Genomic DNA, 15,222 nt, shown 5'->3' on the forward strand with positions numbered 1-15,222 from the left:
GCGCATGCTCTCCACCACCAAGCTCGAAAACGGGCTCCCAGGCAGGGGCCCCAAGGCTGACTACCGGGGTTCGACCGTGACCAAGCACTACCACCATGAACCCGACCCCCTACCTGACGCAACCCCTTCCCGCTACATCTTCTGCTCCCAGGCAGGGGCCCCTCCAGGGCCCCTGGGAAGCTCGAAAAGACCCCGCGCAAGAATCCGCAGGAACCCAGCAAAGCTCCTCGGCCTGCCTACAAGTTCTCGATCTCCAACCTCGGCACGTCGGGGCTGAGCGGCAGGCCGAAGATCTGCTCCAGGAAGCTCAGCTCCGCCTCCAACGCGATCCGCCTCGACTCCAACCGACGGAAACCGTGACCCTCGCCCTCGAAGGTGATCAGCGCCAACGGCTTGCCGGCCGCGCGCACTGCATCCGCCATGGCGAAGGCCTGGTTGGGCGGCACCACCTTGTCGTCCATCCCCTGCAGGATCAGCATGGGCGTCGACAGCCGGTCGAGGTGGAACAGGGGAGAGCGCTCGCGGTAGATCTCCTCGGCCTCCGGCCAGGGGCCGACCAGCCCGAACGTGTAGCGCGACTCGGCCTTGTGCGTATCCGTCGCCAGCGCGCCCAGATCGCCGATGCCGTAGCGGCTCATTCCGGCGGCGAAGACGTCGGTGCTCACCAGCGACTGCAGCGTGGTGTAACCGCCGGCGCTGCCTCCCTTGATGGCCACGCGCGCCCGGTCCACCAGTCCGGCACTCGCCAGCTCCTCGACGCAGGCCACCACGTCGGCGACGTCGAGGACGCCCCACTGGCCCCTCAAGCGCTCGCGGTACTCCCTGCCGAAGCCCGTCGAGCCGCCGTAGTTGATGTCGGCGAAGGCGAAGCCGCGGGAGATCCAGAACTGGATCTCCTCGGAGAACGACGCCGTCGCCATCGACGTCGGCCCGCCATGGGTCTTCACCAGCAGCGGAGGCTGCTCGACGCCCTCGGGCAGATAGGCCCAGAACTGGACCGGCCCCGCCGGCCCCTCCGCCCAGCGCGACTGAGGCGCGACGGCCTCCTCCAACCCCGGGGAGCCCACCACCTCGTCGACATCCCCGGTCGACGTCAGCCGCACCAGCGACCCCGGCCGATCAGGCCACGACACGACGGCGTGCAGCTCTCCGTCGTACCAACAGATCGACTCGACATCCGCCGTCCCGGACAGCGGCCGCTCGATGGAGCCCGGCGCCGGATCCCACAGCGTGAGCGTGCCCCAGCCGTCGAGGTACTCGATGAAGGCCAGCCGCCCACCGTCCGACGCCAGGGCGGGCGCGTCGCACACCCAGAGCGGGCCGCAGCAGTCGGTCTCCGAGCGGTAGGTATGGGCGCCATCCGGCCCGGCGATCGTCCAGTTCCAGTAGCCGGACTCGTCGCTGGCGTAAGCGAGACGTTCATCGTCCAACCACAAGGGATACAGCGCGGAGACGCCCTCCTTTGCGCACACAGCCAGCGCGTTCGACAGGTCATCGAGCGGGGCGGCCCACACCGACGCTTCTTCCCAGGACATGTTCGGATGCATCCACTGACACCACGCCACACGATCGCCGCGCACGGCGATGCCCGCGTAGAAATCGGCCCCGGTCACCAGCACCTGCCCGCCGTCTGGGTTCTCATCGTCCAGATCGAGAGCCACGATCTCGGTGCGCGGCTCGGGCTGGACGTCGTGGTCCTCGCGCACGGCCAGCACGCGGCGAGACGCAAGGTGCAAGGCCAAGCCGCCGTAGCGGAATCGTGTCTGCTCGGCGGTCAGCGCACGCGCGCCCTGGTCGTCGCGCAGCCAGACCCGACGGCTGACATCGTCGACGTAGACCAGTACGTCGCCCTGCACGTCAAAGGCGCCGCCCCCGTACTCCATGACTCGCGATCGCACCGACGCCTCCGGGGTGAGATCCTCCACCGCGCCGTCCGGGCGCCGACGACGCACGGTGACCCGCCCGTCCTCCGCCGCGATGCCGGCCAGCCAGTACAGGCCGGAGGAGGCAGCCTTCACCTGCGAGAGGGAATCGCAGCTGGACAGGACGAAGTCGAGAGGCAGCGGTGCAGTCATGAGGCCCATATCTACCACGTCGCCGCTTGTCACATCGGCGAACGTGTAACAGAATGGCTCATCGAGACCTCACTGGTTGGCGCGCGATCGCAGGGGAAGGCAATCGGGCCTGATCAGGGAGGAAACTCATGAATCAACGACTCACCACGGTGAGGCAGCCGGCGGCGCGTGGCATGATCTTCATCCACACGACGTCGGCAGCGCTGTGCCCTCATATCGAGTGGGCTCTGGGGTCGGTGCTGAATGCGAAGACCTCCCTCGAATGGACGGAACAGCCGGCTGAGAAGGGCAAGAAGCGGGCGGAGCTCTCCTGGGTAGGGGCTCAGGGAACCGGAACCGCCCTCGCCTCAGCGCTCGCCGAGTTCGGCCAGCTGCGCTTCGAGGTGGTGGAGGAACCCAGCCCGGGTTCCGACGGCCAGCGCTTCTGCTTCACGCCCACGCTCGGCCCCTACACCGCCACGATCGGCGTGCACGGCGACGTGCTGTTGCGTGAAGACGCGGTCAAGCGCGCCATCGCCGACGAGGCGCTGGGCGGCGACACCATTTACAAGGCCATGGAGCGGATGCTCGGGGTGCCGTGGGACGAGGAGCTCGAAGTGTTCCGCTACGCCGGCGAGGAGGCCCCGGTGCGCTGGCTGCACCAGGTCATCTGACGCGCACACGCACCTTCCTCCCGCGCCCGAGCACAAATCTGCGTATACGCGGAGGCCTCCCCTATAGACAAGGCCTTCACGTATACGCAGATTTGTGTCCGGTCAGGCAAAAGAAAGGGGCGGATCCGGCCAACCGGATCCGCCCCCTCTTTTATCGGGTCTATCAGGCGGTGACGTTCTCGTTGGACACCGCGACGGCGACGTTGGAGCCGCCGAAGCCGAACGAATTGTTGACGGCGGCCAGCTCACCCTCGGGCAGCTCCCGCACCTCGTTCACGGCGACGTCGATCGGGAGCCCGGGCTCCAGGTTCTCGATGTTGATCGTCGGCGGCACCTGGCGGGTCTTCAGTGCCATCACCGTGGCGAAGGTCTCCAGCGCGCCGGCACCACCGAGAAGGTGACCCGTCATCGACTTGGTGGAGGTCACGATGCAGTTATCAACGGCCGACCCGAGCGCAGCGGCAATGGAGCCGGCTTCGGTCAGGTCGCCCTGCGGAGTCGACGTGCCGTGGGCATTCACGTGCTTGATGTCGGAGGCGCTGAGATCCGCGGAGCGGAGCGCCTTCAGCATGGCGGCGGACTGGCCTCGGCCGGTGGGCTCGGGCTGGACGATGTCGTGGTTGTCGTTGCTGATGCCGGCGCCACGCAGCGTGCCGTAGATCTTCGCGCCACGAGCCAGCGCGTTCTCCAGGGTCTCGAGCACCATGATCGCCGCGCCCTCGCCCAGCACGAAGCCGTCGCGGCCGGTATCCCACGGACGCGAGGCGTGCTCGGGATCGTCGTTGCGGCGGCTCAGCGCCTGCATCTGCGAGAAGGCGTTGAGGGGGAGGGGATGGATGGTGCCCTCGGTGCCACCGACGACGGCGATGTCGCAGCGGCCAAGGAGGAGCTGGTCGAGACCCAGTGAGATCGCCTCATTGGACGACGCGCAGGCGCTCACCGGGGCATGAACGGCCGCCGCCGCACCGAGCTTCAGGCCGAGGTTCGCGGCAGGCGCGTTCGACATCAGCATCGGGATCGTGAAGGGAGAGACGCGGCGCAGGCCCTTCTCCTTCTGCACGTCCCACTGGCCCAGCAGCGTGGTCAGGCCACCGATGCCGGTACCGACGCTCACCAGCAGGCGCTCCGGATCGATGGGGTTGTCCTCGCCCAGGCCGAATCCGGCGTCGGCCCACGCTTCGAGGCCCGCGGCGAGCGCGAGCTGTGCCGAGCGGTCGAGACGACGTGCGGCCACCCGGTCGATCTTCTCGACGGGGTCACCGGCGGCCTCGGCGGCGAACCGAACCGGCAGATCGGCCGCCCAGTCCTGGGACAACGTGTGCACGCCGGAGCGTCCGGCCAGCATGGCCTCCCACGTGGAGGGGGCGTCGGTGCCGAGCGGGGTGAAGGCTCCGAAACCAGTGATGACGACGGTGCGGGACATAGAGGCTCCTCGGTCGCGGGGGAAAGACGGGCGGTAAAAGTTATGGGGTGGGGTGGCCCGCCAACTGCTGGCGGGCCACCCGCCGCGCTCAGTTGGAGGCGCGCTCGATGTAGGCGACGGCGTCGCCGACGGTCTTCAGGTTCTTGGCATCCTCGTCGGGGATGGAGACGCCGAACTTGTCCTCGCAGGCGTAGATGATCTCGACCATCGACAGGGAGTCGACGCCCAGGTCGTCGACGAAGGACTTGTCCAGCTGGACGTCCTCGACGGCGACGCCGGCGATGTCGTTGACGATCTCGGCGAGGTCGGAACGGATCTCTTCGGTGCTAGCCATGATGGCTCCTTTTCTGTGGGGGTTCTGGAAAAACAGGGATGATCAGGGCAGGACGACGGTCTGCCCGGCGAAAGCCAGGCCGGCGCCGAAGCCGATGATCAGGGCGGTCTGCCCGCTGGTGGCCTGCCCGGATTCGAGCAGAGCCTCCATCGCCAGCGGCACGGAGGCCGCGGACGAGTTGCCCATCCGGATGATGTCGCGGGCGACCACGACGTCCTCGGGCAGCTTGAGGTGACGCAACATCGAATCGGTGATCCGGTTGTTGGCCTGGTGGGGGATGAAGCAGTCCAGCTCGTCGGGCGTGAGGCCGGAGAGTTCCAAGGTCTCGACGACCTTCTTCGCGATGGCAGTGGTGGCCCACTTGAACACCTCGCGGCCCTCCATATGGATGAAGGGGCCCTCGGAGCCGGGCTCCACCTCGCGCCAGTCGTCGATCTCGATCACCGCGTGGCCGTCGGGCTTGGAGCCCCAGACGGTCGGTCCGATGCCGGGCACGTCGGACGGGCCGATCACCACGGCGCCGGCGCCGTCGGAGAACAGGAAGGCGGTGGAGCGGTCGGTGATGTCGGTGTACTGCGAGAGCACCTCGACGCCCAGCACCAGCACGTGCGTCGACGAGCCCGAGCGAACGAGCGACTCCGCCATGGTGACGCCGTAGCAGAAGCCGGCGCAGGCGGCGGAGATGTCGAAGGCCGCTGGCGAGTCGAGGCCGAGCTTTGCCGCCATGATGCAGGCCAGCGACGGGGTCTGCATGTAGTGCGACACGGTCGAGACGATGATCGTGTCGATATCCGACAGCTGCAGGCCGGCGCGCTCGATGGCCTTCGTCGCGGCCTCGACGCCGAGGCTCTCGGCATCCTCACCCTCGGCCACCCAACGGCGCTCGGTGATCCCGGTGCGCTGCTCGATCCACTCCGGCGTGGAGTCGATCATGGTGCACATCTCCTCGTTGGTGACGACGCGGCTTCCGCGTGCACCACCGACGGACATCAAACGGGCGTATTGGGCCCCGGTCGAAGACTGCAATGGCACGTCTGCCTCACTCCTGTTCGGGCCGCGTTGCTGCGGCGGCATGGGAGGCGACGAATGCGCGCGCCTCGTCCAACTGGTCGGGGGTGTTCAGGTTGAACAACTCCACGCCCTTGAGATTTCGCTGGGCGATCTTGGTGAGCGTACCGGCAGGGGCCAGCTCCAGCATGCCGGTGATGCCCATGTCGCCGAGTGTCTTCATGCAGAGATCCCAGCGCACGGGGTTGGCCACCTGGTTGATCATGCGGGCCAGCGCGTCCTCGCCGCCGGAGACCACCGCGCCGTCGGCGTTGGAAAGCAGCGCCACGACCGGGTCGTGGGTGACCACGCCGGTCGCCACCTGGTTCAGGTGCGCCACGGCGGGCTCCATGTGCACGGTGTGGAAGGCGCCGGCGACGCTGAGCGACACCAGACGGGCGCGGCGCGGCGGGTTCTCGGCGAAGGCCGCGAGTTGTTCGACGGTGCCGGCGGCGACGATCTGGCCGGTGCCGTTGTTGTTGGCGGGGGTGAGCCCGGCTGCGTCGATGGCGGCGAGCACCTCGTCGGGGTTTCCGGCGAGCACCGCGGTCATCGAGGTGGGCCGGATGGCGGAGGCCTCGGCCATGGCGCGTCCGCGCTCGCGCACCAGGATCAGGGCGTCGTCGTCGGAGATCGCGCCGGACAGCGCCATGGCCGCGAGCTCTCCGACGGAGTGCCCGGCGAAGGCGCCCACGGGGCTCACGTCGTCGCCGAGGAGGGCGCGCGCGGTGAGTAGGGAGGCGGCCACGAGGAGCGGCTGGGCGATCGCGGTGTCGCGGATGGTCTCGGCGTCGGCCTCGGTGCCGTAGTGGGCGAGGTCGATCTCGGAGACCTCGGACAGCGCAGCGAGCTGTTGGGCGAGTGCGGGATCCTCCAACCAGGGGGCGAGGAATCCGGGAGTCTGAGCGCCCTGCCCGGGCGCGACGATAGCTAGCACGGGACTAACTCTGCCTCATGGATCCGACGATCGGCGGCACGATTGGCACGAAAATCCACCGAGGTCATTTGTCGGGTTCTCACAAAGCGGGTCTCCGCGACCTCCCGGCCGCACGCCGGGACGTCCAAGAGAGCGCGACAAAACTTGTCGAGATCCGTGAATGACAGCCCTGTGATTTCAGAGGACCGTCACCCGTGCAGGCGCCCCAGCGTAATCGCCATTCGCAGCACATAGCCTTCGCGCGCGTCGGACGGGTTGTAACCGGTGATCTCCTGGATGCGCTTGAGCCGGTAGCGAACCGTGTTGGGATGGACGTAGAGGGCGCGCGCGGTGGCCTCCATCGAGCAGCCGGCATCGAGGTAGCCCACGCAGGTCTCGAGGAGTTCCTTGTTGGCCGCCAACCGGGGGTAGAGCTCGGTGGCGAGGGTGCGGCGTGCGTGCCCGTCTCCGGAGAGCGCGCGTTCCGGGAGGAGATCCGCGGACATCAGGGTCTCGGGGCCCTCCGGCCAGGCCCGCGCGGCCCGGTATCCGGAGGCGGCTGCGCGAGCCGACTCGTGCGCGCCCGCGAGGCTGTCCGCGATGGGGCCCACCACGACGGGCCCGTCGGCGAAGTGATCGTGCAACTGGCAGATCAGTTCGTAGGTGTGGAGTTCCGTGGCCACCACGGAGCCGCCGAAGATGCACACCAGTCGATCTCCCTGCGGGGCGACGAGGATGTCGAGACCGAGCTTGGTTGCGGCCTTTCGCAGGGCGTGCACACCGGAGGTCTCGGGCGCGCCGCCGATGGCCACGACGACCTTCGAGTCGGCCCGCCAGCCGAGCGTCGAGGCGCGCGACAGCACCGCCTCGTCGGTCTCGGCTCTGACCACGGCGTCGACGACGGTGGCCTCGATGCGGGAGTCCCACGCCCCGCGCGCCTCGGCGGCCCTGGCGTAGACGCCGGCCGCGGCGAAGGCGATCTCGCGCGAATAATGCATGATGCCCATCTGGAGGGCCTGCCGATCGCCGCGGGGGAGCTGGGTCTGGATCTGCTGCTCGACCACCTCCGTGGTGGTGCGCACCAGATCGACGGTCTGCTGCAGCGAGATGCGCTGCGTCATGGCGCGCGGGGCGGCGTCGAAGACCGACTCGGGCTCGAACTCCTCGCCCGAAAACCACTTCACGAAACCGTCGATGCCCGAACGGGCCAGCACCGAGATCCACGATCTCGATTCGGCATCCAACGATTCGAACCAGCTGTGGTTGGCCTCCAGTGCCGTCAGCGTGGCCGTGTTCATGGCCGCGCTGGCCGATTGCAGGCGCTTGACGACACCGCTGCGGGCCCGTGCCGAGGAGAACTGGGCAGGGGCCGTGCCGGGGCGTGGTACCCGGGGCGCTTTCGCTTCCATCCCCACAGATTAGGAGATCAATCGAAGCCGTTGTGAGAAGCGCTCATGAAAGCCCCTGATCAGCGAGCGCAGGAGGCGGTATGGTGACCGTTAATGACCCCGCCGTCGGGGTTAGCCGCTCACCAACGAGAGGACACACGTGACTCAGAACGAGGCTGGACCGATCCTCAACGGACTGCCCACTAACCTGCCCGATACCGACCCGAGCGAGACCGCCGAATGGATCGAGTCGCTCGACGCGGCGATCGAGGCCGGGGGCCGCAACCGCGCGAGATACCTGATGCTGAAGATGCTCGAGCGTGCGCGCGAGCGGCAGATCGGCGTGCCGTCGCTCACCGGCACCGACTACGTCAACACCATTCCCGTCGGCTCGGAGCCTCAGTTCCCGGGCGATGAGGCGCTGGAGCGCGGCATCCGCCGCCTGCTGCGCTGGAATGCCGCAGTAATGGTGCACCGCGCCCAGCGGCCGGGCATCGGCGTCGGCGGCCACATCTCGTCGTACGCCTCCTCGGCGACGCTGTACGAGGTGGGCTTCAACCACTTCTTCCGCGGCAAGGATCATCCCGGTGGTGGCGATCAGATCTTCTTCCAGGGCCACGCGTCGCCCGGCATGTATGCCCGCGCGTTCCTCGAGGGTCGCCTGGACGAGACCGATCTCGACGGCTTCCGTCAGGAGCGTTCGCACTGGGTGGACGGCACGCTGCGCGCGCTGCCCAGCTACCCGCACCCGCGTCAGATGCCCAACTTCTGGGAGTTCCCGACCGTCTCCATGGGGCTCGGCCCGATCAACGCGATCTACCAGGCGCAGTTCAACCGCTACCTGCACAACCGCGGCATCAAGGACACCTCGCAGCAGCAGGTGTGGGCCTTCCTCGGCGACGGCGAGATGGACGAGGTCGAATCGCGTGGCGCGCTGCAGCTTGCCGCTAACGACGAACTCGACAACCTGAACTTCGTGATCAACTGCAACCTGCAGCGCCTGGATGGCCCGGTGCGCGGCAACGGCAAGATCATGCAGGAGCTGGAGGCCTTCTTCCGCGGCGCCGGCTGGAACGTGATCAAGGTCGTGTGGGGCCGTGGTTGGGATCCGCTGCTCGCCAACGACAGCGAAGGCGCCCTGCTCAACCTGATGAACTCCGTCACCGACGGCGACTACCAGTCGTTCCGTGCGAACGACGGCACGTTCGTGCGCGACAAGTTCTTCGGACGCGATCCCCGCACGGCGGCGATGGTCAAGGACTGGAGCGACGAGGACATCTGGCGCCTCACCCGCGGTGGACACGACTACCAGAAGGTCTACTCCGCCTACAAGGCCGCGACCGAGTTCACGGGTGCCCCGACGGTGATCCTGGCTCACACCATCAAGGGCTACTTCCTCGGCAAGCACTTCGCCGGCCGCAACGCCACGCACCAGATGAAGAAGCTCGCCCTCGACGACCTCAAGGAGTTCCGCGACCGCGTCAAGGTACCGGTATCCGACGAGCAGCTCGAGGCCGATCCGTACCATCCGCCGTACATCCGCCCCGACGCGTCCGATCCTCGGATGCAGTACCTCGCGGAGCGCCGCCGTCAGCTCGGCGGCGGGGTGCCGGAGCGTCGCGGCGATCGCAAGTTCCTCTCGCTTCCCGGCGACAAGGCCTACGCCGTCGCCAAGAAGGGTTCCGGCAACCAGCAGATCGCCACCACCATGGCGTTCGTCCGGTTGCTGAAGGATCTCATGCGGGACAAGGAGTTCGCGCCGCGCGTCGTGCCGATCATCCCCGACGAGGCCCGCACCTTCGGTATGGACGCCTTCTTCCCGACCATCAAGATCTACAACCCGCACGGGCAGAACTACACCCCGGTGGACGCCGATCTGTTCCTCAGCTACCGCGAGGCCAAGAACGGTCAGATCCTGCACACGGGCATCAACGAGGCGGGCTCGGTCGCCGCGTTCGCCGCTGCCGGCTCCTCCTACGCCACGCACGGCGAGCCGATGGTGCCGATCTACGTGTTCTACTCGATGTTCGGCTTCCAGCGCACCGCGGATAGCTTCTGGGCCGCCGCCGACCAGCTGTCCCGCGGCTTCCTGATCGGGGCCACGGCCGGCAAGACGACGCTGACCGGCGAAGGCCTGCAGCACATGGATGGCCAGTCGCCCATCCTCGCGTCGACCAACACGGCGATCGTCAGCTACGACCCGGCCTACGGCTATGAGATCGGCCACATCGTGCGCGACGGTCTGCGTCGGATGTACGGCGAGCAGCCTGAGGATCTGATCTACTACCTCACCGTCTACAACGAGCCCATCGTGCAGCCGGCCGAGCCGGCAGACCTGGATGTCGACGGCCTGCTCAAGGGCATGTACCTGCTGAGCAAGGGATCGTCCGAGGGTGTGGCTCCCGGTGCCAAGCGCGCCCAGATCCTGGCCTCCGGCGTCGCCGTGCCGTGGGCGTACGAGGCGCAGGAGCTGCTGAAGCGCGACTTCGGGGTGGTGGCCGACATCTGGAGCGTCACCTCGTGGGGCGAGCTGCGCAGGGATGGTCTGGCGCATGATCAGGCTGTCTTCGACGATCCGGCCGGGCAGCACCCACCCACCTGGGTCGAGTCGGCGCTGAAGGACACCGAGGGCCCGATCGTCGCGGTCTCCGATTACATGAAGGCCGTGCCCGATCAGATCCGTCCTTGGGTTCCGCGCGACTACGCGGTGCTCGGCGCCGACGGCTTCGGATTCTCCGACACCCGCGCGGCATCGCGGCGCTACTACAAGATCGACGGTCCGTCGGTCGTCGTGGCAGTGCTGCAGCGCCTTGCCGCCCAGGGTGAGGTTCCGCTCCAGCTGGCGCTGGACGCGGCGGAGAAGTACCAGCTGTGGAATGTCAACGCCGGCACCTCCGGCAGCGTGGGTGGCGACGCCTGACAACCGCCTGAACAACGCGATGACATGGGCCGCCCGGTAATTACCGGGCGGCCCATATTCGTGCCAGGGGTGCATACGCGCGGGGGAATCTGGCAATCTTGGGTTCGTGGCACACACAAACGAAACGGGCTCGGGACACCACGGACAGCAAGGAGTGGAACTCCTGGGTCTCGAAGAAGGACTTCTGGTCCAGGAACTCGGCTGGGACGACGACGTGGACGAGGGACTCCGCGAGGAGATCATGGACATCCTCGACGCGGAGATGGTCGAGGAGGCCGTCGAAGCCGTCGATGTGGTCGTCCTCTGGTGGCGCGACGATGACGGCGACGTCGTCGACGGCCTGGTAGACGCTCTGCCTGATCTTTCCGATCACGGCTACATCTGGCTGTTGACGCCCAAGGTCGGGCGTCCTGGTTATATCAGCGCGGCAACCATTGCCGAGGGGGTCACGATCGCCGGCCTGGCGCTTACCTCTACGCTGTCAGTGGCTGCCGATTGGCAAGCCTCCAAAGTGGTGCGATCAAGGGGAAACAGGCGATGACCAACGGGGCGAAACCGCGAATCGGCATTATGACGTCGGGCGGCGACGCCCAAGGAATGAATGCAGCCGTGCGTGCCATCGTGCGCGCGGGCATTCACGCGGAGGCCGAGGTCTTCGCCATCGGAGAAGGCTGGCAGGGCGCCTACGAAGGCGGGGCGCACATCCGCCGGATGACCTGGAGCACCGTCTCCGGCATCCTCAACAAGGGCGGCACGGTGATCGGTACAGCGCGGTCACAGGCCATGCGCGCCGAGGACGGTCAGCGTCAGGTGGTGCGCAACCTCGTCGAGCACGGCATCGACCGGCTCATCGTCATCGGCGGCGACGGCTCCCTCACCGGGGCCCGGGTGCTGAGCCTGGAATGGCAGCGCTACCTCGGCGAACTGGTGGAACGCGGCGAACTCAGCGCCGAGCAGGCGGCGGCTCATCCGTCGCTGCGGATGGCCGGTCTGGTCGGTTCCATCGACAACGACATGGTCGGCACCGACATGACGATCGGCACCGACTCCGCGCTCCATCGCATCACCGAGGCCATCGACGCGATCTCGTCGACGGCGGAGTCGCACCGACGCACCTTCATCGTCGAGGTGATGGGGCGCAACTGCGGCTACCTGGCTTTGATGAGCGCCATCGCGGGTGGCGCCGACTACGTCTTCCTGCCGGAGTCGCCGCCGCGCGACGGGTGGGAGGACCGGATGGTCGAGGTGCTGGGTCGCGCTCGGGACGCCGGTCGCCGCGACTCGATCCTGATCGTCGCCGAGGGAGCCAAGGACAGGCAGGGCGAGTCGATCACCGCCGAGCGAATTCACCAGGCCTTGGAGGAGCGCACGGGCGACAACGCCCGCATCACCATCCTCGGACACGTGCAGCGAGGCGGAAAGCCGTCGGCTTACGACCGCTGGATGGCCACCGCCTGTGGGGTGGAGGCGGTGCGGCAGGTGCTGGACGCCGATCACGACGCCGAGCCGGTTCTGGTGGGCGTGCATCGCAACAAGGTGCACATGGAGCCCCTGTTGCCCGCGGTCGAACGCACGCGCGCGATCGCCCAGCTCATCGCCGACGGCCGGTACGAAGACGCCATCGCGTCGCGGGGCCACGGCTTCGAGTCGATGATCAAGATCTATCGAACGCTCAACGAGGCTCGCCCGAGTGCGTCCGAGCCGCGGGGCAAGCGGATCGCGATCATGAACGTTGGGGCGCTGGCTCCGGGCATGAATCAGTTGGCCCGGGTTGCCGTTCGCACCGGCATCGACCGCGGCTTCGACATGCTGGCAGTCATCGGGGGCGTGCCTGGCTTGATGGAGGGCAACGTCCGTGAGCTCGATTGGAGTTCGGTGGAGGGCATGGCCAGCACCGGAGGCGCCGATTTCGGCACCCGGCGCTACATCGCCAACGAGACCGATCTCTACTCGATGGCGCGCCAGCTCGAAGATCACAAGATCGACGCGCTGCTCGTCTCGGGCGGCTACCACGCCTATGCCACGGTGGCACTGATGGAGAGCGAACGACGGCGATACCCCGCGTTCAACATTCCGATCGCCCTGTTGCCGGCGTCGATCGACAACAATCTGCCGTGCTGGGAGATGGCCGTCGGCTCCGATACCGCTCTGAACACGGTCGTCGATGACATCGACATGGTGCGCATGTCGGCGTCCGCGAGCAAGCGGGCCTTCGTGGTGGAGACCATGGGGCGCACCTGCGGCTTCCTGCCTTTGGTGGGCGGTGTCGCCGGCGGCGCGGAGAAGGCATACCTGCCAGAGACCGGGATCACGCTCGAGCAGCTGAATCGCGACATTCCCGCTCTGGTCGACGCGTTCGACTCTGGACGCAGCTTCTACCTCACGGTGATGGGCGAGGGCGCCAGCGAGCACTACACGTGCGAGATGATCCGGCGCATGTTCGAGGCCGAAGGCAAGGGACGCTACACCGTGCGCCAGATGGTGATCGGACACGCCCAGCAGGGCGGCATCCCCACTCCGTTCGACAGGATCAACGCGACGCGCCTTGCCTCGCAGGCCGTCGCGTATCTCGACGCGCAGGTGACCGACGGCAAGGCCGAATACGGTGCCGCGTCGTCCAGCGACCCGTCGCTCATCGCGCCGTTGCGTCACGTGCTGGAGGAGATGGACTGGGACAACCAGCGTCCGAGTACCCAGTGGTGGACCGACCTCCGGCCGGTGTTCGATCAGCTCAGCCGACGCCCGGGCCAGGAGTAATCGCAGGGAGACCGGCGTCAGCAGAGCGGGAGCGGCAGACCGAAGGTCGAGCTCGCCTCGCAGTTCAGCGCCACCAAGGCGACCCGGCCCGGATCGTCGGCGACTACCGTCGCAGGGATCGTCGAACGGAGCACCAGGCTGTGGTCGTCCTCACCACGCTGCACGATCGTGAAGGTCACACTATTCGACTGCCCGTCGCTGGCGCGTGTGCCGGTGAACCCGCAGGTGACGCCGCTTCCGGCATCGCTGTTGAGCCCGATGGGCGACGTGAGAGCCGGGGTGACGTCCTCGTAGGCCCTGCTCTGGTCGTCGACCAGAGCCTGGCATGCGGCATTCAGATTCTCGTCGATCGACGTGAGGGTGACGAGCTGCGCCCTGATGTCGGTGTGGGGATCGCGAAGGCGGAGCAGACGACGCGAGTCGTCGACCGCCTCGTCCGCATACAGCTCCCACCCCGACGGGATGGTCACTCGCGCGTCGTTGAGGTCGAGTGCCATGTTGCCCACCGGAGACGGGGGCTTGCTGTTTGTCGCAAGCGCGCTGCCGCTGGGCGACGAAAGGTCCGTCGACTGTGCGGGGGAGTTGGAGGGCTCTGATGACGGCGACGCGACACTGAGGCTGGGGCTGGGCGACGGGCTCGCCGGCCCGGCACTGGTGCTTGGTCCCTTAGAGAGATAGATCACCGCGATGAGCACGGCCACGGCGAGACCTGCGGCGACCACCACCAGCCCGGGACGACGACGCGGCGCGACCTTCGTACCGGCGTCCTCCTCGGCGGATACGGGGCCCGGGGGAGGTGTACCTTGCTCCTCGGCCGGATCGGGACGCGCATCAGCACCCGCGTCCTCATACGCGCGTCGTGCGCGGGGAACGAACGGGGACGCCTCGTCCTTCTCCTGCGACGCGAGCGCCGGGCGCCCATCGATGTCGTCTGCCGGCAAGGCACGCCGGGGGCGCGCGCCTTCGGTTGCGTTCTCCACCATCACCTGCTTCTTGTCGTCGGCTATGCCCAGAGCCTACTTGCCAGACGCCAAGGAGTCGTGGCGAGCCCGCCGAGGCTCCGAAGAACCCCGTCTGAGGGCGGAGTTGACAGCCCCCATGGGCAGGGGTAATGTTCTCCGAGCTGCCTGACGAAGGCAGCGGCACAACTCAACAGCGCACGAGCAGGTCAGTCGGCCGGATCACAGATCAGTCGATTTGACACGACCGAATGTAGTATGTAGAGTTGATCAACGTTCGCCTAGCGCGACGGTCCTCCTGATTAGCCCCCTCAGACGGGGAAGCGATCGAGAGAAAAACGCATCTTCCACTTCATATTCGGTTCGAACCGCTGAAATCCTCGGATTTGACGGGTTCGATCGTGTGCAGTAAAGTTATGCGAGTTGCTTCGGCAGCGAACAAATAAAGATTGCCGCTTGGTTCGGATTTCTCTCCTTGGTTTTTTGGGGGGTTTGAGGTTCTTGTGTGGTTGATTTTTGAGAACTCAACAGCGTGTTTTTGATGGTCAATGATTTTTTCATGCATTCATCATTACTTTTTGTAGTGTTGTTTGTGTGGGTTTTGTGCCATGGCGTGCAACTGTTTTTGTGGTTGCAGGTTGTGGTTTTTCTTTGAGTGTTCATTGATTCGGATTCGAGCTAGATGTTTGGATTTGGGTTTTTGGTTCGCTCTTCATGTTTGATTATGGCCAATGTCTTCTCTGGTTCTTT

At 66.8% G+C, this 15,222-nt stretch carries 11 protein-coding genes; 4 read left to right on the forward strand and 7 right to left on the reverse strand.

The window, feature by feature from the left end; translation table 11 throughout:
- Positions 1 to 236: 236 nt before the first annotated feature.
- Positions 237 to 2,075, reverse strand: coding sequence for a S9 family peptidase (locus tag P0D62_RS18440; RefSeq protein ID WP_275704002.1), 1,839 nt, complete (start codon positions 2,073 to 2,075; stop codon positions 237 to 239).
- Positions 2,076 to 2,203: 128 nt separating this feature from the next.
- On the opposite strand from P0D62_RS18440, the gene P0D62_RS18445 reads away from it, so the two are divergent.
- Entirely contained in the window at positions 2,204 to 2,728 is a 525-nt protein-coding gene (locus P0D62_RS18445; protein ID WP_275704003.1) for a DUF3145 domain-containing protein, read from the forward strand.
- A gap of 163 nt (positions 2,729 to 2,891) precedes the next feature.
- Here the strand turns inward: P0D62_RS18445 and P0D62_RS18450 are convergent, their stop codons facing one another.
- The 5 genes from P0D62_RS18450 to P0D62_RS18470 form a co-directional block, all read right to left on the reverse strand.
- On the reverse strand, positions 2,892 to 4,151 hold the full coding sequence (locus P0D62_RS18450; protein ID WP_275704004.1) for a beta-ketoacyl-[acyl-carrier-protein] synthase family protein: 1,260 nt from the start codon (positions 4,149 to 4,151) through the stop codon (positions 2,892 to 2,894).
- 88 nt (positions 4,152 to 4,239) lie between these two features.
- Positions 4,240 to 4,485 carry an acyl carrier protein gene (locus P0D62_RS18455; protein WP_275704005.1) on the reverse strand — a complete coding sequence of 82 codons (246 nt, stop codon included), beginning with the start codon at positions 4,483 to 4,485 and terminating at the stop codon, positions 4,240 to 4,242.
- 42 nt (positions 4,486 to 4,527) lie between these two features.
- Positions 4,528 to 5,559 (reverse strand): beta-ketoacyl-ACP synthase III, encoded by a 1,032-nt coding sequence (locus P0D62_RS18460; RefSeq protein ID WP_275704006.1) that lies wholly within the window; start codon positions 5,557 to 5,559, stop codon positions 4,528 to 4,530.
- The gene (locus tag P0D62_RS18465) at positions 5,525 to 6,469 is read right to left on the reverse strand and encodes an ACP S-malonyltransferase (RefSeq protein ID WP_275704007.1); all 945 of its coding nucleotides are present in this window, start codon (positions 6,467 to 6,469) and stop codon (positions 5,525 to 5,527) included. Before P0D62_RS18465 ends, P0D62_RS18460 begins: the two co-directional genes overlap by 35 nt.
- A gap of 188 nt (positions 6,470 to 6,657) precedes the next feature.
- Positions 6,658 to 7,746 carry a PucR family transcriptional regulator gene (locus tag P0D62_RS18470; protein WP_455153264.1) on the reverse strand — a complete coding sequence of 363 codons (1,089 nt, stop codon included), beginning with the start codon at positions 7,744 to 7,746 and terminating at the stop codon, positions 6,658 to 6,660.
- Between the two features lie 250 nt (positions 7,747 to 7,996).
- Here P0D62_RS18470 and aceE point away from each other — a divergent pair, with 250 nt between their 5' ends.
- From aceE to P0D62_RS18485, 3 genes are all read left to right on the forward strand, one after another.
- Positions 7,997 to 10,756: a pyruvate dehydrogenase (acetyl-transferring), homodimeric type gene (aceE, locus tag P0D62_RS18475; protein ID WP_275704009.1), complete on the forward strand. Its 2,760-nt coding sequence runs from the start codon at positions 7,997 to 7,999 to the stop codon at positions 10,754 to 10,756.
- A 106-nt stretch (positions 10,757 to 10,862) separates the two neighbouring features.
- A complete protein-coding gene (locus tag P0D62_RS18480; RefSeq protein ID WP_275704010.1) occupies positions 10,863 to 11,297 on the forward strand; it encodes a DUF3052 family protein in 435 nt (144 codons plus the stop codon).
- A gap of 29 nt (positions 11,298 to 11,326) precedes the next feature.
- Complete coding sequence (locus tag P0D62_RS18485; RefSeq protein WP_455153265.1) at positions 11,327 to 13,513, forward strand: 6-phosphofructokinase; 2,187 nt, start codon at positions 11,327 to 11,329, stop codon at positions 13,511 to 13,513.
- Positions 13,514 to 13,530: 17 nt separating this feature from the next.
- On the opposite strand, the gene P0D62_RS18490 is transcribed toward P0D62_RS18485, so the two are convergent.
- The gene (locus tag P0D62_RS18490; protein ID WP_275704012.1) at positions 13,531 to 14,496 is read right to left on the reverse strand and encodes a hypothetical protein; all 966 of its coding nucleotides are present in this window, start codon (positions 14,494 to 14,496) and stop codon (positions 13,531 to 13,533) included.
- Positions 14,497 to 15,222: the final 726 nt, after the last annotated feature.

Origin of the sequence: Tessaracoccus caeni, assembly GCF_029211185.1 — a bacterium.
GTDB classification, from domain to species: domain Bacteria; phylum Actinomycetota; class Actinomycetes; order Propionibacteriales; family Propionibacteriaceae; genus Arachnia; species Arachnia caeni.